Origin of the sequence: Rhizobium sp. IY2 (genome assembly GCF_047532935.1) — a bacterium.
GTDB classification, from domain to species: domain Bacteria; phylum Pseudomonadota; class Alphaproteobacteria; order Rhizobiales; family Rhizobiaceae; genus Rhizobium; species Rhizobium anhuiense.
In genome coordinates, this window is sequence record NZ_JBLKNU010000005.1 from 282,988 (window position 1) to 302,390 (window position 19,403).

The 19,403-nt window shown below is 64.0% G+C and carries 13 protein-coding genes; 1 reads left to right on the forward strand and 12 read right to left on the reverse strand.

Going from position 1 to position 19,403, the window contains the following annotated elements:
- Nucleotides 1-10 precede the first annotated feature (10 nt).
- The 12 genes from tssM to tssA form a co-directional block, all read right to left on the reverse strand.
- Entirely contained in the window at nucleotides 11-3,487 is a 3,477-nt protein-coding gene (gene tssM, locus ACMUVN_RS19135; RefSeq protein WP_132574915.1) for a type VI secretion system membrane subunit TssM, read from the reverse strand.
- Nucleotides 3,484-5,019 (reverse strand): type VI secretion system protein TssL, long form, encoded by a 1,536-nt coding sequence (tssL, locus tag ACMUVN_RS19140; protein WP_063474129.1) that lies wholly within the window; start codon nucleotides 5,017-5,019, stop codon nucleotides 3,484-3,486. Before tssL ends, tssM begins: the two co-directional genes overlap by 4 nt.
- The gene (gene tssK, locus ACMUVN_RS19145; protein WP_047616899.1) at nucleotides 5,016-6,356 is read right to left on the reverse strand and encodes a type VI secretion system baseplate subunit TssK; all 1,341 of its coding nucleotides are present in this window, start codon (nucleotides 6,354-6,356) and stop codon (nucleotides 5,016-5,018) included. Before tssK ends, tssL begins: the two co-directional genes overlap by 4 nt.
- The gene (locus tag ACMUVN_RS19150; protein ID WP_132574917.1) at nucleotides 6,346-7,539 is read right to left on the reverse strand and encodes an FHA domain-containing protein; all 1,194 of its coding nucleotides are present in this window, start codon (nucleotides 7,537-7,539) and stop codon (nucleotides 6,346-6,348) included. Before ACMUVN_RS19150 ends, tssK begins: the two co-directional genes overlap by 11 nt.
- Nucleotides 7,540-7,549: 10 nt before the next feature.
- Nucleotides 7,550-8,551, reverse strand: coding sequence for a type VI secretion system baseplate subunit TssG (gene tssG / locus ACMUVN_RS19155; protein ID WP_097543427.1), 1,002 nt, complete (start codon nucleotides 8,549-8,551; stop codon nucleotides 7,550-7,552).
- 20 nt (nucleotides 8,552-8,571) lie between these two features.
- Complete coding sequence (gene tssF / locus ACMUVN_RS19160; protein ID WP_047616895.1) at nucleotides 8,572-10,353, reverse strand: type VI secretion system baseplate subunit TssF; 1,782 nt, start codon at nucleotides 10,351-10,353, stop codon at nucleotides 8,572-8,574.
- The gene (gene tssE, locus ACMUVN_RS19165) at nucleotides 10,346-10,855 is read right to left on the reverse strand and encodes a type VI secretion system baseplate subunit TssE (RefSeq protein ID WP_132574919.1); all 510 of its coding nucleotides are present in this window, start codon (nucleotides 10,853-10,855) and stop codon (nucleotides 10,346-10,348) included. The genes tssF and tssE overlap by 8 nt, the downstream gene beginning before the upstream one ends.
- Nucleotides 10,848-11,678, reverse strand: a complete 831-nt coding sequence (locus ACMUVN_RS19170; RefSeq protein WP_047616891.1) for a type VI secretion system accessory protein TagJ — start codon at nucleotides 11,676-11,678, stop codon at nucleotides 10,848-10,850. Before ACMUVN_RS19170 ends, tssE begins: the two co-directional genes overlap by 8 nt.
- Nucleotides 11,675-13,063 (reverse strand): type VI secretion system contractile sheath large subunit, encoded by a 1,389-nt coding sequence (tssC, locus tag ACMUVN_RS19175; protein ID WP_132574921.1) that lies wholly within the window; start codon nucleotides 13,061-13,063, stop codon nucleotides 11,675-11,677. The genes ACMUVN_RS19170 and tssC (ACMUVN_RS19175) overlap by 4 nt, the downstream gene beginning before the upstream one ends.
- Nucleotides 13,064-13,138: 75 nt before the next feature.
- Nucleotides 13,139-14,620: a type VI secretion system contractile sheath large subunit gene (tssC, locus tag ACMUVN_RS19180; RefSeq protein WP_047616887.1), complete on the reverse strand. Its 1,482-nt coding sequence runs from the start codon at nucleotides 14,618-14,620 to the stop codon at nucleotides 13,139-13,141.
- Between the two features lie 130 nt (nucleotides 14,621-14,750).
- Nucleotides 14,751-15,275 (reverse strand): type VI secretion system contractile sheath small subunit, encoded by a 525-nt coding sequence (gene tssB / locus ACMUVN_RS19185; protein WP_047616886.1) that lies wholly within the window; start codon nucleotides 15,273-15,275, stop codon nucleotides 14,751-14,753.
- A gap of 56 nt (nucleotides 15,276-15,331) precedes the next feature.
- Nucleotides 15,332-16,396: a type VI secretion system protein TssA gene (gene tssA / locus ACMUVN_RS19190; protein WP_132574923.1), complete on the reverse strand. Its 1,065-nt coding sequence runs from the start codon at nucleotides 16,394-16,396 to the stop codon at nucleotides 15,332-15,334.
- A gap of 230 nt (nucleotides 16,397-16,626) precedes the next feature.
- Between tssA and tssH the strand changes: the two genes are divergently transcribed.
- On the forward strand, nucleotides 16,627-19,401 hold the full coding sequence (gene tssH / locus ACMUVN_RS19195) for a type VI secretion system ATPase TssH (protein WP_132574925.1): 2,775 nt from the start codon (nucleotides 16,627-16,629) through the stop codon (nucleotides 19,399-19,401).
- Nucleotides 19,402-19,403 lie beyond the last annotated feature (2 nt).

A 19,403-nucleotide genomic window follows, 5' to 3' on the forward strand; every position in this document is an offset into this window, starting at 1 on the left:
ATCAGACCGGTCAGAATTGTGCCGGGCATGAGAAGGCGCCGAGCGCCTCCAGCCGGAATGGATTGAGCACCGAACCGAACTGCACGTCGAATTCCGCCGCTTGGCCGTCCTGCTGGAATTTCGCCCGGAAGAGGTCGTCGCCCTGTATGGCGATGTCGGCATCGTCGAACAGCCGGAAGGGCGACCAATCGCCATTTTCCGTCAAGGCCTGCTGCCAGCCACCCGGCTGGAAGGCGAGGCGGGAAGCATTGCTTGCTTCCGTCGACGGCCAAGTGATCGATTTCGATTGGATCGGGCCGTGGAAATAGACCACGCGTTCGCCTTCGATCTCCAGCATCACGGCGCTGGCCGCCTCGGTCAGTGATACCGGCTTGACGTTGATCGTAATCGACGGGTTGTCGCTACCGGCCGGGAAGAAGGCGCGGTTGATCTTGTCGGCATTTTCGAACTGGGCGATCGCCGTGCTTGGAATGCTCGCTGCGCCGAAGGTGCCCTTCCAGCCCCATGGCGACGCGCTGGTGTCGACGAAGGCTTCGAGCTTTTCCTTGAAGAAGGTCTTGAACAGTCCCTCCGGCCCGAAAAGCCTGATGAAGTCGCTCATCGCCACGTCGCGCGGTGATTTCCGCTCGAAGGGATAACGGCCGGTGACGACGTTCGAGCAGAAGCCTGCGCCTTCGGCCGCCCATGCGTCGCTGATGCGTGAGCGTGCGGATTTGACCGCCAGCGATCCGACATCCGCAGCCAGCCCGGCCATCCAGGTGTCGACCGGCGCCGGCAGCTTGCGGGCCTGCTGCAGCAGGTCCTGATTGGCGTCTGTCAGCTGACTGTCGACGTCGAAGACTTTCGCGACTTCGGCGGTGGAGGTCGTGGCGCGCGAGAGCTGCTCCTGCACTCTCTGCAGGATCGGCTCGAGCTGCCCGATTTCCGATCGCGGCGCATCCTTCGGCTGCTCGGCAGGCGGCGACTGGCCGGCAGGCGCCTTCAGCGCTTCGCGCAGACGGCCGAACGGGTCGGGTGCATTCGCCGCGCTGGCAAGCGCGGTGGTCGACGCGGGCAGGCTGTCGCTGGCGGCCGAGGCGATTTCCGCGCCGGGTCCACGCAGATCGGTGGTGGCGACGATCGATTTGGTGATCGTCTCGACCGGACCGGGCTTGCCCGCCAGGATGCGGGTGGTTTCTGCCGCATCGCCGATCGTCTGGGAAGGTTTTACCCTGATATCGGCCAGGATCGTCGACCAGCGCTGCTCGAACGTGTCGAAGTAAAGCTGCAGCGTCGCCTGGGCGACCGTATCGACCGTCACGCCGGCAGGATTAGGATCGCCGCGGACCCATTGCTCATCGAGCGCCTCGCGCGCGGCGTCGGTAATCCCGGTGAGAACGACGGTGCGGTAGCCGGTCGCGGAGAAAAGGCCGGGAATGCCTTCGCTGAGCGGCGCCTTGGAGGTTCTCTCGAAAGCCTGTTCACCGAGCGGCCCGAGCGCGCCTGCCGGGCTCCAGGCGGGAAGGGCGCGGGACTCGCGATATTCCGCCAGGATGTCATAGGCGCGGCTGGCGATATTCTGCGAGCGGATGATGTCGCGCGCCTTGGCGATCAGCGTCTTGTCGAGCTCGATCGGCGGCAGCGCGCCGCGCGCCATCACATTGGCATGGGCGATCAACGCCTTCCGGGCCGCGGCCCTGCCTTCGTCGGGGTAGAGTTTCGTGAACATGTCCTCCGCCTCAAGCGATGCGAAGTCCGCATCCATGGGGCCGAGCCCGCCGAGCATGCCGTAGAGCTTCAATGCGTCGAAGGTTCGGGTGACGTCGGTGGTTTCGGCCATGTCCTTCTGGAGCTGCACCAGCATGCGCGGCAGGAGCAGCGCGTTCAGCGCCCGCTGATAGGCCTCGCGCTGGCGGCTGGCGACCTTGCCTTCCTGGTCGAGGCCGAGGCTGACCGGCCAGACGCGGGTCTTCGAAAAGTCGGTGGTGACGGCGGCGAGATTGTCGAGCGCCGGCAGGATACGCAGGAAATCCGCATCCGAAACGTCGCGAACCGGCACGCCGCGCGCCAGTTGCTCATAGGCGTCTATGCGCCTTTCGGCGGCGGCGAGCGCGGTGGTGTTCTGGATATAGGTGGCCGTCCAGCTTGTCAGCACGACGGCCAGCAACAGAACCGCGCTCGCATAGGCGGCGCGGCGGAAGAGGAGTTGCCGGCCGGAAAGCCGCTTGTCGCGGGCGACCAGCGAGGCTTCGCCGAAGATCACCTCCTTGAAGAGACGCGGGAGGAAATAGCTGCGTCGCATGCGGGGAACGGCGACCGTCTCCTCCCTCTGGGTACCGGAAGCGAAATAGATGCCGCGCAAGAGCGGCGCCTCCACCAGTTTCGAACCCGAGCAAAGCTCGGTGACGACCTCGTGCAGACGCTCCTTCAAAGAGGTGAGTTCGGCCGGAAAGCGGAAGATGCGGCCGCGCAGCTCCGGATTGGGTTCCTGCTGCAAGCGTTCGATCAGCATGGCGTCGACGCGCTGCTGCAGCAGGGTGAATTCCTCCATGAAGCGTTCCGGCAGATTTGCCGCCTCGTAGCTTTCGTCGAGGCCGAAGGTCGTGCCCCAGACCTGTTCGCGGTCGCTTTTGTTGAAACCGTCGAAGAATTCCACGAAGCCGGTCAGGAGATCGGCCTTGGTCAAAAGCAGATAGACCGGCACGCGCGCATGCAGGAGTTCGTCGAGCTCGGAAAGCCGCTGGCGGATCGCCCTGACCTCCTCGCGCTGTGCCTCCGGATCGCGCGTCAGGAGATCGCCGATCGACAGCGTCACCAGCGCGCCGTTGATCGGCTGCGAACGCCGGTATTTGCGTAGCAGGCCGAGAAATCCTTCCCAGCCGGCCTTGGCGGCGCCATTCAGATCGTCCTGCGTCGTATAGCGGCCAGCCGTGTCGATGAGGATGGCCTCGTCGGTGAACCACCAATTGCAGTTGCGCGTGCCGCCGATCCCCTGCACCGAATTGCTGCCGAGCGCATCGCCGAGGGGGAATTTGAGGCCGGAATTGGTGAGCGCCGTCGTCTTGCCGGAACCCGGCGCGCCGAAGATGACGTACCATGGCAGCTCGTAGATATAGCCGAAACGCTTCTTGGTGATGCGGCGCAGCAGCTGCAGCGCTTCCTTGAGCCGATTGTGGATCTCACCCACTTCGGCTTGCTGGCTGGCCGCCGCTTCGGCTTCCGCGTCCCGCTCTATGCCTTCGACGAGCTTTTTGTCGCGGCGGCGGTCGCGGATGGTGGTGAAGACGAGATAAGCAAACCAGGCGGCGATGATGATGCCGATCAGCGTCAGCCGCGCACTGGCGCTCGCCAGCGGCTTGAAATCGCCATAGGCGGCGAGATAGCCGTAGAACCAGATGACGACGCAGATTGCCGCCACCCAGATGATTGAGATGAAGCGCCGGCCGAGGAGGCCGGCATAGGCCTCCACATAGGAGCGCAGCGTATAGAAATAACTGAGCGGGTTCATCGCGAACCACCTCCCGCAGCAGGCGCCGTCGGGTCATCCGGCATGTCGGCCTGGCGCGGTGTCGTCATACCCGCATCGCTCAGCCGCTCGCTCGGATCGGTTAGCACCAGGATCTCAGTGCGACGGTTCATCTCCCGGCCCTCCGGCGTATCGTTGCCGGCGATCGGATCGGTGTCGGCACGCCCCTCGGTCAGGATCGCGCCCGGCCCGGTGAACGAACTGAGGATTTCGCCCACCGCCTTGGCGCGGGCTTCGGAAAGGTGCCAGTTGGAGGGGAACTGGACGGTGCGGATCGGCACATTGTCCGTGTAGCCCACCACCACGGCGCGGAAATTCTCTGCGGCCAGCGCGCCGCCGATCCGCTGGAGAAGATCGTGGAATTTCTGGCTGACCTCCGCGCTGCCGGTGGCAAACAGGCCGGAATTACTGATCCGGACCAACAGCCTGCCATTCGAGTCCGAAAGCGTGACCAGCTTCTTCTCGACCTCCGGCTGAAGGAAGGCGAGCAGATTGTCGAGCCGGCTCGGCGGTTTCACTTGTGGCGGCGGCGGGGGTGGCGGCGGGGTTTCGGCGACGACAACAGGCGGCGGCTGCCGGGGCGGTTCGGGCACCTTGACCAGCACGCTCGGCATATCACGCGGCGGCAGCTTGGCGAGCCGCTCGAAGGTTCCGTCGGAGGCGCGATTGAGCGAGAGCGTGAAGAACAGATAGCCGAACGCCAGGATCAGGGTCAGAAGCGAAAGCAGCGTCCAGATCGCGGCCGCGGTGCGCAGCGGCTGATGCCGGGCCGAAACACCCTTCCAATGCGGAGACAGCTCCCGTTCGAACACGCCGTACTGGCCGAGCAACGTCTTGTAGAGACTGTCGCGGATGCGGCCGAGCTCCAGCCCGCCGCGCGCCGAGACGCGGGTGCGGCCCTCGAAGGCAAGCGACAGGCAGAGATAGATGAGCAGCAGCAGGTCCTTGTTGGCGCCGGGGCTCTGCTGGAAATGATCGAGCAGGTCGAATACCCGTTCGCCGCCGGTCACGTCCATATGGAAGGTGGAAACGAGACCCGAGCGGGCCCAGCCGGCGCGAACGCCCCAGGCCTTGCTGAGCACGACATCGTCGACCGTCGCGCAGACGACGTAGTGGGCGGCGCGCGCGCGTTCGGGGCTGATGCGGGCGCTCGCCAGATCGCGCTCGTAGCGGCCGACGGCTTCGATCGCCAGCTGGCGCAAAGCGTCGATCTCGGGCTGTTCTTCCGTGTAGCGCAGGGCATGGGCGAGGTTGAGCAGCGGTGCGGCCGAGCGTACCAGCGTCGGCACGTCGTCGGCGCCGAAGCGAAAATCCCGGACGAGGGTTTCGATGGACGCGGCGCTCTTCGGAGGTGATCCCACCGGCGGCTTTCCTGCCTCACTTTCGGGAAAGTCGAGGACGTCATCCAGCATCTCCGCCATCTTGCGGGCGGATTGCTTTTTCCGAGTGCCATCCTCGGTGAGTTCGACGATGGTCGGCAGGTTCTGCCAGGTGGAGGCGGGTTCGGTCTTCATTCTCTGAGGGCCCACAATTCTATTTCAAGCCCGGGGAAATCGCCGGCAAGATGCACGGCGATGGCGCCCGAAGTGTCGAGTTGTTTCCAAAGCGGGTTTTTGGTGTCGAGTTCGAAATAGATGGTGCCGGAGCGATAGGGGAGCTGGCGCGGCAGCACCGGCAGCGGCCGCACGGGAATGCCCGGCAGCGCCACGTTGACGAGGTCGGCGATGCGCTCGACCGGGCCGACCTTGATCTGCGCCGGCAGCTTGCGGCGCACGTCCTCGGCCGGCATCTCGGCCCGGACCGCCAGCACGAATCCGGCATCTCTGAGCAGCGAACGGTCGTTGATCGTGCCGATCCTGACACCATGCCGGCGTTCGGCCAGCTCGATTGCCACGGCCGCCTGTTCGAGCACGGAGGACAGCGAAGCGCGCAGATCGTCGAAGACGGCGGCGAAGGTCGCCTTCAGGTCGTCGTGCCGGTAGGGCGGGAAGTCGCTGGCGCGTTTGCGGTCTGTCGTGAAGGTGGCGAGCTCGCCGGCAAGCTGGATGCAGTTTTCGTAGAAGACGATGGGGTGGATCCGCGTCGCATTCGCCGAAATATGTTTCAGCATCGGGTCGGCGCGGTTGAGGATCTGCAAGAGCAGGTAGTCGCCGACCTCCGCCGTTCCTCGAATGGTGGGGTCGCCGATCCGTTCGGCGATCGCCTCCGCGCGGTGGCGCACGATGCCGAGCAGTTCGGTGATCAATTCGTTCAGCCGTCCCGCGGCCGTGCAGTTGAGACTCGGCACGATATAGTCCGGATCGAGGATCACGGCCCGGTCGGAGCGCACCTCGATGATGCGGGCAAGTCCGATGAGCTCGTAACCGGCAAGCTCGTCGCCGGTCCGGAGATAACGCAGGCTGAGGCGGCCGACATCGATCGGCGCCATGAAGTCGGTCTCGACATTGGCATCGGGCGCTTCGTAGGGCGAGGCGACGAGACGGACGCTGTTGCGTGCGGCGCCACCGTTCAGCGCCACGTCGGCCTTGCCCGGCTGGCGGGCGGGAAGCGCCAGATAGACGATCGTATTCTTGGTGTTCTCGTCGAGATCGAGCGGCGGCGGCAGATCGGTATCGATGGGGGCTTCGAACGGCGTTCCGTCGGGCAAGACGCCGCGCAGGTTCGACAGCGCGAATTGGCCGATCGCCAATGCGCCGCGGTCGATGCCGATCTCGGCCACACCCCAGGGGTAGGGCGACAGGCCGTGCGTCGCGGTGCGCACGAGCCGCTCCGTCCAGCGGTCCGCCTGCTGAAAATGCTGCACGCGAAGGAACATGCCTTCGCTCCAGGCCACCCGGTTCTCATTCCTCATGATGTGTGTCTTTTCCTTCCTGCCTGTCTTGCGGACGAGGCGCTGCCTGCGTGCCGTCCACCGCGCCGGACATCGCATCGCGGAACACGTCATGGATCGAGCGGCTCTCGCCGTCCTTTTCGAATAGTGCCCGGTAAGCCTGCCAATAGGCCTGGTCCCGGCGCCAGGGCAGGCGCCAGGCGCCGGTCTCGACCCGCGCCTCGATGATGCGCGGCTCCAGCCGGCCTGCCGCCTGAACGAGAGCCTCGAGCGCGGAATTGAGTTTGAGCTGCTGCCCGAGCATGGTCTCGAAGCGGGCAAGGAGCGCTTCCTCTCTGCCGCCGGCCAGGAAATCCTGCTCGCCGTCGGAGGATGGCGCGTTGATCTCGAAAACCGCATAACTATTCTCGATGGCTTGCTCGAGCCGGACAAGCAGCGGCTCCAGCCGATCGGCGAAGGCGTCGGGCCGGCCGATCGCCAGCGCCGGAAATTCCTCGGGCTCCGGTTCCGGCCGCGGATCGTTGTCGTTGACGATCCCGATCACCGGCGCCGGCCGGCGCTGGGCGATCGGCACGGAGACATGGGTGGCGGCCCCATGTTCCAGGTGGCTGCCGTATTCGGTCTCCTCCACATTCCAGTCTTCCGGCAGAAGCTGGGTGGCTGACCGGATCTCCGGAGGGCCGCTCCAGCCGATCTCGACACTGCGGGATGAGGCCGCTCCCATTTTCCCGGCCTTTTCGGGAAGACCCCAATCATCGACCGCACGCTCGCCAAGGACGCCGTTTGCGGTATGGCCGCCCGGAGCGATATCGGCCAGGATTGCGGAGATGGTCAGCGGTTCGTCGCTCAGCACGAGGGCGGCATCGGGATCCTCGATCTCGCGGTCCTTGTCGCCTGATATGTGGACGGAAAAGGCAAGCCCGCCCATCTCCAGCCGCGACCTGTCGGAAAGCCGCACGATCTGGCCTTCATGCACGGCGATGCCGTTGACCCGGGAGCCGTTTGCGCTCTGGTCACGCAGCAGGAAGCCTTCGCGGTCGCGCTCGATGATGCAATGGAGCTTGGAGATGGAGCGCCGATCCTCAGGCAGCCGCCAATCGCAATCGGGCGCCCGGCCGAGCGTTCGCCGGCCGCGTTCGAAGAACCATTTCGGCTGGCCTGGCGCCATCGCGTCGCTGGTGATCTCTTTCAGTTCAAGCCGCATCTTCGTCTCCTCACCGCGCCTGGACCGACAGGCGCTCGACGATCACCGCATCGCCGCTGTCCTTTGCCGCCGGCGCGACCCTCGCCCAGCTGTTCCAGCCCAAGCGCGGCGGATCGCCTACCTGTCCGAGCTGGCAGAAGGGGACGTCCTCCTTTTTCAGGATGGCCTGTATGTCGAATTCGAGTGCGGCGCCGACATAGAGCCGCGTCAGGGCGAAGAGCTCGGTGATGGCGCGGCCGCCCGGCGCGAGCTGCAGGTAATCGGCATAGCCGAGCGGACCGATGACGATGCGAAAGCCGCCGCTGAAATCGTGGATGGCTGCACCCGCCGTCGCATTGATCCCAAGCTGGACGCCCTGCGGCTGGCCCATGCGGCTGCGCTCCTCCACCGGGATGGTCAGCCAGCGGCCGCGGAACAATTCGATCTCCACCGGCAGGCCGCTGAATTCGCGCAGCATGGCGCGCAGATTGGAAGCATTGCGGTTGCGCGCGGCGAAAAAGCCGGAGAAACGCAGGATCAGCTCTTCGTCGACGCCGCTCTTTTCGACGAGACGCTTGGTGCCGAAACCGGTGAGCGACAGGAGCGTGGTGACGAAGGCGTTGTTTGCCCACGTGCCGCCCCAGCGCAGCCGCCGGGCGATGCGGTATTTCTCGCAGGCGTCGGTGAAGAGTTCCGCCATCCGCGCACCGAACAGGTCGAAAAAGCCGGCCAGCGCCCGTGACCTGTTGCGCTCCTCGCGCATGACAAGTTCGTTATAGGCCGACGGCATCGAGCCGAGCGCGCCGACGAGACCGGCAAGCGCGCTGCGGATGACGGCCCGGCCGGCCTTGCGGCTGTATCCGCTGACCGCAAGCGGCGCCGGCGAGACGCCGACATGGGCGGCGACATCGAGCCGCCCTTCCTCCACCGAAGCCTGCGCAACACGGAAAGCCGTCACCGGCTCGAAGCGGCCGGGGTCGCGTTCGAGCAGATCGGCAAGGGCGTCTGGTTGGCGGGCGACGGGGAGATCCATGATTTGAGAGCGATCCTTCCTCAGAGCAGCGGGCGTTCGGCGGCGCGTGCCGGCCATCGGGCGATCGGCCTCGACTGCCCCTTCATCCCGATGGTCAGCCGGGTGAAGCTGTTGACCGAGGTATAGAGACTGAAGAAACGGTCGAGCACGCTGCCGAACAGGAAGGCCGAGGGCCGGTCGATGGCGGCCGGATCGAATTCGAGCGCGATCTCGGTACCGGGCACCATGCCGCCGCTGCCGAGACGGGCGGTCGAGTTGCCCGCCTTGATCCGGACGAGCGCATCGCCGAACTGCTTGGTCTCGGGACTGTCCCGGAAGGCGTAGAGCGACAGGATGTCCTTCAGCGCCGCGCCGTCATTGTCGAAGAGCGACAGGTGATTGAGAATGAGATGCGACATCAGCCGCCAGTTTCGGCCCTCCTGATCGTTCATCCTGACCGACGGCGTCGGCGGGATCAGCGCTTCGACACTTGCGACCGCTTCATGGCCGGAGGCGAGCTGCAGGAAAGGATGGCCGCCGCCGAAGGGGAGCTGTTCCGGCAGGTCGCGATTGAGGCAGAGCGTATCGACGCTCGCGACCGCATCGACGGGACCGGCGGAGCGGCGCTGGCGATCGACGAAGGCGATGTCCATGTCGCTGGTCCTGTCGTCTTCGTCGAAACGGCGATAGGCCTGCCAGTAGGTCGGGCTCGCGCCTGCCCGTTGGGAGCGTCCGAAGAACGGCTGGCAGAATTCCTCCTGGCCGCGCGATCCGGTCAGGAGAACGCGATCGATCGAATAGATCTCGCGGGTCTTCTGGCGCCGCGCGTCCGGCAGGAGACGGTATTCGGTGCGGGTGCCGTCGATGGCAATCGGCTCGCAGACCTGGCGGAAGAGGTTGACGACAGGCGTCGCATTGAGCGCGAAGTCGCGGACCGACACCGCTCGCTCGAGCTTGGCGTCGCTGTCCCTCAGGTAGACGAAGAGCTCCAGCGTCTCGCCGCGCCAGGCATCGAGCCCCTCGATGTCGAGAAACAGAAACTTCCGTGGCAGAGCGAAAAATTCGGTCAGCAGCCGGTAGCCGACAAAGCTCGGCGCCGGATAGGGCAGCATGGCCTCTTCGGGCTCGAAGCCGACCGGTTTGAGATTCCCCGCCGGCAGGAATACCGGCGACCGGTCGTCCGCATGTTTGGCGAGCGCAATGCCGAGCGTGTGATTGGCAAGCAGTTCGTAGATCGCCACCGCCTGCTGCCAGGGGGAGGGAATGTGCAGGCGCAGCCGGTTCACGCCGAGGCTGCCGAGGGGCTTTCGGGCATCGAGGCTGCGGATGGAGAGCCTGAGGCAGCCGGCAACGCCGACATAGGGCGAAAGCGGCGCATTGATCGGCTGGCCGGAAAGTGCTGCACCGGTGATCTCGATCGGCGCCATCTCGACATCCTGCGTGGTGCGGAAACGGCAGGCCTCCCCTCGCACTGGCTCGGCCAGGATTTCCGTATGACGCGGCACTGTCTGGACCGAGGCGAGCGTATCGCTCGGTCGGAACCTGACGATGCTCATCGAGGGCAGCGGCGAGAGGTAGTGGGGATAGAGCGTTTCGAGCAGGCTGTCGGTCAGTTCGGGAAACTCGTCGTCCAGCTTCTGGCGGACCCGGGCGGCCGAATAGGCGAAACTCTGGATCAGGCGCTCCACATGCGGGTCGTCGGCGACGTCTCCCGTCATGCGCAGGCGGCCGGCGATCTTCGGGAAGGCATCGGCAAAACGTGCGGCCCGGCGGCGCAGCGCCAGCAACTCCTCATTGTAACGGTGCAGAAAACCTTCAGCCATGCGCCGCCTCCACGAGGAAGCGCTGGGTCGAGGGATCGATGGTCGACTCGAAGCTGATCGGCGGCATGCCTTCATGCAGACGGAAGGTCGCCTGGATGCGCATGCGCAGCGCTCGTTCGGTCATCGTCCGGCTTTTCAGGATCGTCACCCTGACATCGGAAAGGCGCGTTTCGAAAAGCGCGATCCGCCGCTCGATCGCTTGCGCCAGCTTGAGCTTGGCCTGGTCGGTCATCAGATTTGCCGAGACGCCGCCGTCGACGCCATAGCTCACCAGGGCGTCCTTGAGTTCGGAAAGTGCCGTCGGCGGCGTGGTCGGGCAGCGCCGCGTGTTGAGCAGCGCTTCGAGATCGCGGCGGATCGCCTCCCTGACGTCGCGGACCTGATCGACGAGGCTCATCGGCGGATCGACGGCGCGATCCGGAGCCTCGTCGATCAACCTGTCGAGGATCGAGCGGGCAAGGACGCGGTCGCGCAGTCGGTAGCGTTCGAGCGGATCAGCCATGCGCAACCTGCCTGCCGGCAGCCGTTGCCGGCACGATCTCCAGACTTTGGGTGTCATGGATGGAAACCAGTTCGTCGCCGGCGAGGTAGCAGCGCTGGCCGCGGCCGGTGGTGATGCCCGTGGGTTCCTCGATCCATTCGGTCTCACGGCCAAGCCTGAGCGTCGCATCCTTGCCGGTGCCATGATAAACCGCAGGCAGAAGCACCGACGCGGCCGCGCCGTCGATCAGCGAGAGCTCGGCGCGGCGGAAGGCGAGATCCCGCGGACGGGCAATTGGCTCTATCGACAGAGCTGCGATCTTGGCGAAATCGATCCAGAGATAGGCGCCGCCGGTCATGATGACTTCGAGAGCGTGCGGCGTGCGGTCGTCGAGATCGCGGAAATCAGAGACCGCCCTGCCGTTCCAGATCAGTGGGCGCTCGCCCCTCAGGTTCTCGAGCGCAGCGAGCGCGGTCCTCGCCTCATCCGCATCCCCGCCGCGATGGGCGATGCCGAGGCGGACGGCGAGCTTGTCGAGCTCGCTCGGCCCCTGCGGAAATTCCGGCAGGGCGCTGCTCGTAAACCAGGCGTCACGCGCCGCCATTGCCCGAAGCTCATTACGCAGCAAGGCGAAGCCCATCGTCGCGTCGGGAGAGAGGGTGGCCGCAAGGCTGCACTGATTGTCCGCACGCTGATAATCCCCGGCAAGCACGAGAAGATCGATATAGAGATGCCGCGCCTCCTGATCCGAGGGCTTGATCTTCAGATGCGCCTTGACCTCCTCGATCGCGTCATCGAGGGCGTCGTCGCTGAGCGATTGGGCGATGCTGGCGGAAAGCGTCATGCGGACATCCTCTCGGGTATGGCAATGGGGCGGCTCGGGGTCTGGCCGGTGGTCGCGGTCTCGGCGACGAGATGGAAGCTGGTGGCAACGTCATCGAGCTGGAAATGCGGCTGCAGCCGGATGGTGCAGGAGAAGCTGCCGGGCTTGCCCGGAATCTCGGCGACGCTGATGCCGGCCGAGCGCAGGGGAAAGCGGGTGCGCAACGCGATGTCGGCATCGTCATTGCCGAGCGTATAGGCGGTCAGCCAGTCCGCCAGCTTCCGCTCGATCGAGATCGCATCCGAAAGCTGGCCGATTTCGTCGCGCATGATGACCTTGAGATAATGCGAGAAGCGCGACGCGCAGAGCACATACTGCAGCATGGCGGCGAGGCGGGCGTTCTGGCGGGCATGTTCGTTGGAATAGTGCGGCGGCGCATGCAGCGACTGATTGGAATTGAAAATCGCCGAAGCGGAGAGATAGGTGGTGGCGGCGGGGATGATGCCGAGATCGCAAAGCTGCTGCTCCTGGCCGCTGGTCAGTTGGATTTCCACCGGCGGCTGGGCTGATAGTCCGTTGCTTTCGGTGCCAAAATCATAAGGCGGCAGGTCGGCTGCACTCAGCAGGCCGCCGTCGACAGCATCCTGCGTGACGCCGCGGATATCCGCGAACCAGCCTGAGACGATGAAATTTCGGATGACGACAGTGGCAAAGGCGAAAGCGGCATTGCCCCAAAGAAGCGAACTGCCGTCGGCGGCGATGCTTTCGCGGAAGGGAAAGCCGTCGTTGCGATCGCGCGCATGAGGCGTCAGCGGCGAGCGCATCAGGATGCGCGGCGCGACAAGCCCGAGGAAACGCGAATCCTCCCGTGCACGCAGACCGTTCCAGCGGATGCGGGCCGTCTCATAGGCAAGCCAGGAAAAGTCGTTGACCCGGTTCAGCTCGTGAAAGTCTTCAAGCCCGATCGCCTGCGGCGCTGCACCCGCAATAAAGGGGCAGAAGGCGGCCGCCGCCACCATGCCGATCTGCGACAGCGTGCCGACCGGATCGCCACCGGCCGGGTCGGCGGGAGAAAGATGATAGTCGCCGACCAGCAGGCCGAAGGGCTCGCCGCCCGCCATGCCGAACTCGCGGCTATAGATCAGTTCAAAGAGATGGCTTTGGTCGAAATCGCTGGCACGCTCCATGCTTCGCGCGAGCTCGCTCCAGCTGACGCTGAGAAGCTTGACCTTCACCTCGCCGCTGCGGCTTGCCTCGCGCACGAGCATGGCAAGGCCTCGCCATCTCGCCTCCATCGCCTGAAAATCGGGATGGTGGAGGATGGCATTGACTTGCCTGTTCAGCGCTTCGTCGATCAGCGTAATCAGCTGATCCGCCCGGCGCCGCCATTCAGTGCTGGAACCCATCGTCAACCTGACACAGATGTTCGAACGCAAGGGTCAGGCGCGGCGGCGAACCCACCACACCTGACCCTGCTTTCATCAGTTCTTCGAGGGAATCCGGGCGACCATGCGCAGCGAGGTGGTCAATTCCTCCATCTGCAACCACGGACGCATCCAGGCCACGGCATTGTAAGCGCCCGGCCTGCCGGGGATCTCCTGTACGGTGACCTTTGCCTCGCGCAGCGGATATTTCGCCCGCGATTCCTCGCCGGCGTCGTCATTGGCATTGACATAGTTGGAGATCCAGCGATTGAGCCAGGCCTCGCAATCTTCCGCCTCCATGAAGGAGCCGATCTTATCGCGGCCCATCACTTTGAGATAATGGGCAAAGCGCGAGGTCGCCATCATATAGGGCAGACGGGCTGAAACGGCGGCATTGGCTGTTGCTTCGGGCCGGTCGTAGAGCTTCGGCTTATGCGCGGTCTGCGCCCCGAAGAACACGGCATAGTCCGTATTCTTGTAGTGGCAGAGCGGCAGGAAGCCGAGCTTGCCGAGCTCGGCGTCGCGGCGGTCGGTGATGCCGACTTCCGTCGGGCATTTCAGGTCCAGGTCGCCGTCGTCGCTCGAGAAGATATGCATCGGCAACCCTTCGACCTTGCCGCCGTTTTCCGCCCCTCGGATGGCGGTGCACCAGCCGTTCTTGGCGAAGGCTTCGGTCAGACGCGTGCCCATCACATAGGCTGCGTTCATCCAGCAGTAGGAATCGTGCGACAGTTCGCCGGTCTTGGAGCCGCCGGTTTCGTCGAAATTGAACTCTTCGATCGGACTGGTCTTCGGACCGTAGGGCATGCGGGCGAGCACGCGCGGCATGGCGAGCGTCACGAAGCGTGAATCGTCGCTGTCGCGCAGGCTGCGCCACTTGGCGTACTCCACCGTCTCGAAGATCTTCTCGAGATCGCGGGGTTTGGCCAGTTCGCGGAAATCCTCGAAGCCGAACATGCGCGGGCTGGCGGCCGAGATGAACGGCGCGAAAGCGGCTGCGGCGATCATCGAGACGCCCTGCAGAAGCTGGACGTCGTCGAAGGAATTGTCGAATTCGTAGTCGCCGATCAGCGCGCCCATCGGTTCGCCGCCGGGTGTGCCGAACTCGTCTTCATAGACCGACTTGAAGAGCCGCGACTGGTCGAACTCGACGGCCTTTGCCAGATCCTTGGCGACATCGCGCTTGGATGCGTTGAGCACGCGGATCTTCAGATTGGCGCTGGTCTCGGTGTTCTTGACGAGATAATTCAAGCCGCGCCAGGCGCCTTCGAGTTTGGTGAACTCGGGCGACTGCATGATGGCCGCGAGCTGGCTTGAAATCGCCTTGTCGATCTCGGCAATGGCATTGTTCAGTGTGATCGTCAGGTTGCGATCATAGCTGACCGTACCCTTCAGGGCTTGATCGGTCAGCGTGCGCAGAAGGTCCTGGGCACGGTCGGGCTCGGTCTGGCGGGTTGCCGCAACGACCTTCGAGAGCAGGTTCTCATCAGGCGCGAACCCGGCTTCTTCCTTTGTTTGCAATTGCGTTTCTGCGGTCATCTATCGATCCTTTTTGCGAAAGCGGCGGCCCTCGAAGCATGAGGGGTTCCCTTCGAGAGGGGCGGCTGCCGGACAACGACTTTTCAGGAATTGAGCGCGCGGGCCGCTATCGGTCCGCGATCCCAGGCACTCAGTTCAACACGTCCTTCGCCTCTTCGGCTTTGCCGCCGCCAAGCTGGGCCACCAGCTGCGAGAGATCGGCCTTGTTCTGCAGGATATCCTCGAGCAGGCGCTCGAGTTCCTCGGAGCGGTCCGCCTTGCTCATCAGGTCGCGCAGCTGGTTGCGGGCGTTGAGCAGGGCCTTCAGCGCCGGTACCTGATCGACGACAGAGCCGGGTTCGAAATCGGCCATGCTTTCGAATTTCAGCGAAACCGGAATCTCGGTTCCATCTTTCTCGAGGGTGTTCTCGACCGACAGGGTGAGGCCCGGCGTCATGCGGCGCATGACGTCATCGAAGTTGTCGCGGTCGATCTGCACGAATTTGCGCTCGCCGAAAGGCTTGAGCGCCTGCGTGGGATTGCCGGAGAAGTCGCCGAGCACGCCGACGACGAAAGGCAGTTCCTTCACCACCATCGCGCCTTCGGTTTCGACTTCGTATTTGATGTGGACCCGCGGCTTGCGAACCCGTTCCAGTTTTTCATGCACACTTGCCATCGAGATTCTCCTTCGTCTCATCGGCGGATTGTCAATTGAGATGCTGCGGCCTGCCGCTAGCCTCCCTTGTCGGTGACGGGCTGGATGCCGGCTGCCGTCAGCACCGCGTTGCGGGTGTGTTGTTCGGGCAGCAGTTCGGCAAGAAGCTCGAAAAAGTCCATCCGGCCGCGACGCACCAGCGTCTCGATCGACATGGAGATCGGTGAATGGGGCTCGGTACGGCGGAAATAGCGGGCAACGGCGATCAGAAGTTCGAGGGCCTCTTCCCGCGAACGAATCGTCTCGGCGCTGACGGGTGGCATGCGAATGGCCTCGGCTTCGGTGCCATTGCTTGCCTGCAACGGCTCGGATCCCTGCGGGACAAGGGCTTCAGGAGCGGTGAGCGGCTCTTCGATCCCGGCGAGCATCCGGATTGCAGAAGCGGCCTCCTGCAAAACATTGCGTGTATTCGAACTCGGTGGCGCCTGGTCGCCGCAGTGTCTGTCAAGTATTTCGACCATGCGATCGAAAGCGGCGATGCACTCGGTCAGCACGCCGAGATGGGCTGACATCTGAGCGACACCGGCTTCTGCCGCCGCCTGCTGCAATTCCTTGCGCCGTTCGGCTTCGTTCGGCCGCTGTGCAAGCTGAAAATCCCAAAGCGAAAACTGGGCGAACTTTCCGCCGGGGATCAACGATGTCAAACGAATAGCCTGGATCAGCGTTCCTTCGCCGCCGACGCCGTTCAGGCCCGCGAAGGGCGCGAACCGTTCCTCGATATCGCCGTCTCCGATCGAATGCAAAGCGTCGAAATACTTGTCTAAAAGCGACACGGTTGCGACGTAAACGTCATGCAATCCTGAGAAGCCGCGCAGCCGCAACTGCGCTTCCGCCAGCCAGGCCAATACTTCGATGTCCTTGCTTCTGGAAGAAAGGATCTGCAATCCAAGATTGCTAACATCATGCCAGGCAGGTGCAAGCGCAATAGTGTCGCCTGGAGAAATACTACGTTCGGCTGTACGCGCGGCGTTTCTCGCGTCCTTAATTCTATAGTATATTTCACGTGATGAAGTATTAATCCGCACGTTTTCTCCGCACGGATGATTTTGTTCAAATGGATCTATAATTTCACGAACGTTCACGCGGTTAAATTCCTCAAAAAGCAGAGCATACTGCGAAGAACGGTCATTTTGGGCGGCTCATATTGGCTTGTCAACCATCGAAGGATGATGACGGATTTATGACGACTTTCGATATGCTCGTTTTTCAAAATAGAGTCGTTTTTCTTCTGGACAAGGGTTTATGAGCGCCCTAGTTGTTTCTTCGCGTTAGGAGAGCATACTGAATTTCGACGTAAACACAGGACTGGTGGATGTCCCATATCGATCTCAATCGTCTGATAAGAACGCTTGAGCCCAATTTACGTGTCGGTCTTGAGACAGCGGCTTCGCTTGCCGTGCGGCATCAGCACGCCGTCGTCGATATCGCCCACTGGCTTCGCTCCCTTCTTGATATCGCAGGATTTTCTGCCGTTTTCGAAGAGCTCAAGCTCTCCTCCGAAATGCTGAGGACAGAGCTCGACGCGGCGATCGCCGACATGCCGCGGGAGGATGGCGCCTCGCTCGCGCTCTCTCCGAACCTGCTTGCCCTTGGGAGGGAATCCTTTCTGGTTGCATCGCTGCAATGCGGGCGGAATGTCGTGCTGCTGGCCGATCTGCTGGCCGCGCTGATCAATGATTCGGCATTGCGGGCCGTGATGCGGGGCATTGCCCCATCGATGCGCAATCTCGACAGGGCGACGCTCGACAGGTTGCTGGAGAAAGCGTCGTCCGGTTCGTCCGAGCAGCTTTCCATGCCCGCCACCCCGTCTCCGAACCTCTCTGGGGACAATGAATTCCTGCGGCTCTACACCCACGACATGACGGCGGATGCCCGCGCCGGCCGGATCGACCCGGTCATCGGCCGTGATGGCGAATTGCGGCAGTTGATCGATATCCTGATGCGCCGGCGCCAGAACAATCCGATCCTGGTCGGCGAGGCGGGAGTCGGCAAGACCGCGGTGGCCGAAGCGCTTGCCCTGGAGATCGCCGCCGGCAACGTGCCCGCGCGGCTGAAGGACGTGAAGCTGCTGCTGCTGGACCTGAGCCAGCTGCAGGCTGGCGCCGGCGTCAAAGGCGAGTTCGAACGGCGCTTGCATGGTGTGGTCGATGCGGTGAAGACCTCGCCCGAGCCGATCATCCTGTTCATAGACGAGGCGCATGGGCTGATCGGCGCCGGCGGACAGGCGGGGCAAGGTGATGCCGCCAATATCCTGAAGCCCGCTTTGGCGCGGGGAGAACTGCGGACGATCGCGGCGACGACCTGGGGCGAATACAAGCGCTTCATCGAAAAGGATGCCGCGCTCACCCGCCGCTTTCAGACCGTGCATGTCCGCGAGCCGGACGAAGAAGCCGCAATCCGCATGCTGCGCGGCGTGGCGGAAGGCCTGAAAACCCATCACAAGGTCCGCATCCGCGACGAGGCGATCATCGCCGCCGTCCGGCTTTCGGCGCGATATCTGCCGGACCGGCAGCTTCCCGACAAGGCGATCAGCCTGATCGACACGGCCGCTGCTGCGGTGGCGCTGGCGCGCCAGACGACGCCGGAGGCGCTGAAGTTGCTCGCCGACGAGCGCGATCTTCTGGAAACCGAGGCGAACTGGCTCGCACGCGAACCGGAGACGTCGGAAAAGCGCGCCCGGCTTGAGGAGATCGCCGGCAAGCAGAAGCAGATCGTTCTGGAGATCGAGACGCTCCAGTCGAAATTCGACGAAGAAAACCGGCTCGTCCGGGAAGCGGACCGGCTGGAGGAGTTCTTCTCGCCCGACGACGCCGTCGTCCCGCTGGCGCCGGCCGACAAGACGGGCGACGGCACGAATGTCGCGCCTTTCCCATCGCAAGCCATGACCGCGGAAAGCGCACGCGCCGCACTTGCCGTCACGGAACGCAGCCTGGCGGCAGTCGTGGATCAAACGCCGCTGCTACCGCGCGTCGTCGACAAGGAAATCGTTGCCGCCGTCGTCGCTCGCTGGACCGGCATTCCGGTCGGCAAGCTGCTGTCGGACCAGATCGAGACCGTCAAGACGCTCGATGCCCGCCTGAAGGAGCGAGTGCTTGGCCAGGACGCGGCGATCGAGCGCATCGCATCAGCGATGCGGGCGGCCCGCGCCGGGCTTTCCGATCCGCGCCGGCCGCCGGCCGTCTTCCTGCTGGTCGGCATGTCCGGCACCGGCAAGACCGAAACCGCGCTTTCGCTCGCCGACATGCTGTATGGCGGCAGCCGGTACCTCACGACCATCAACATGTCCGAATTCAAGGAGGAGCATAAGATTTCCATGCTCCTCGGCTCGCCGCCCGGTTATGTCGGGTACGGCGAAGGCGGCGTGCTCACCGAGGCGGTGAGGCGCAGGCCCTATGGGGTGCTGCTGCTCGACGAGATCGACAAGGCGCATCCGGGCGTTCAGGAAATCTTCTACCAGGTGTTCGACAAGGGAACCCTGCGCGACGGCGAAGGCCGGGACATCGACTTCAAGAACACCACCATCGTCATGACGGCGAATACCGGTTCGGAGATGATCGCCGCACTGGCCGCCGACCCCGACACGATGCCCGAGGCCGACGCGCTCGAAGCGCTGCTGACGCCGGAATTGCAGAAGCATTTCAAGCCGGCCTTCCTGGGCCGTACGACCGTGCTGCCCTTCATGCCGCTCGGCAACCAGACCCTCTCGGGCATCGTCGATATCCAGATCGGCCGCATCCGCGAGCGGGTCGAGGCCACCTACGGGACCAGGCTTTCACTCTCGCCGGGAGCCCGCGACGCGCTGATTTCGCGCGCCCGCGCCAGCGAGGTGGGCGCCCGCGCGATCGAGGTCATGATTGCCCGCGACCTCTTGCCTGATCTTTCGACATTTTTCCTCGATGCCGTTGGCCAGGGGAAGAAAATTCACGGGGTCACCATCGGTTACGACGGCCACCGTTTCGGCCTCGATGCCGAAGAGGCCGCCCCGCAGGAATTCGACACGCCGGGGGAAAACCGGTTGTCGGATGAAGTAGCCCCGAGCCGCAAGCGCACTCGGGGAGCAGCGAGAAGAAAGGCAACTACGCCTTAGAC

Excerpts from the sequence above, each read along its gene's own strand:
- ACMUVN_RS19150 (WP_132574917.1), bottom strand. The coding sequence starts at position 7,539 with ATGCGGCTTGAACTGAAAGAGATCACCAGCGACGCGATGGCGCCAGGC.
- tssK (WP_047616899.1), bottom strand. The coding sequence starts at position 6,356 with ATGAGGAATGAGAACCGGGTGGCCTGGAGCGAAGGCATGTTCCTTCGC.
- tssE (WP_132574919.1), bottom strand. The coding sequence starts at position 10,855 with ATGGCTGATCCGCTCGAACGCTACCGACTGCGCGACCGCGTCCTTGCC.
- tssC (WP_047616887.1), bottom strand. The coding sequence starts at position 14,620 with ATGACCGCAGAAACGCAATTGCAAACAAAGGAAGAAGCCGGGTTCGCG.
- tssC (WP_132574921.1), bottom strand. The coding sequence starts at position 13,063 with ATGGGTTCCAGCACTGAATGGCGGCGCCGGGCGGATCAGCTGATTACG.
- tssH (WP_132574925.1), top strand. The coding sequence starts at position 16,627 with ATGTCCCATATCGATCTCAATCGTCTGATAAGAACGCTTGAGCCCAAT.
- tssG (WP_097543427.1), bottom strand. The coding sequence starts at position 8,551 with ATGGATCTCCCCGTCGCCCGCCAACCAGACGCCCTTGCCGATCTGCTC.
- tssM (WP_132574915.1), bottom strand. The coding sequence starts at position 3,487 with ATGAACCCGCTCAGTTATTTCTATACGCTGCGCTCCTATGTGGAGGCC.
- tssF (WP_047616895.1), bottom strand. The coding sequence starts at position 10,353 with ATGGCTGAAGGTTTTCTGCACCGTTACAATGAGGAGTTGCTGGCGCTG.
- tssL (WP_063474129.1), bottom strand. The coding sequence starts at position 5,019 with ATGAAGACCGAACCCGCCTCCACCTGGCAGAACCTGCCGACCATCGTC.
- ACMUVN_RS19170 (WP_047616891.1), bottom strand. The coding sequence starts at position 11,678 with ATGACGCTTTCCGCCAGCATCGCCCAATCGCTCAGCGACGACGCCCTC.
- tssB (WP_047616886.1), bottom strand. The coding sequence starts at position 15,275 with ATGGCAAGTGTGCATGAAAAACTGGAACGGGTTCGCAAGCCGCGGGTC.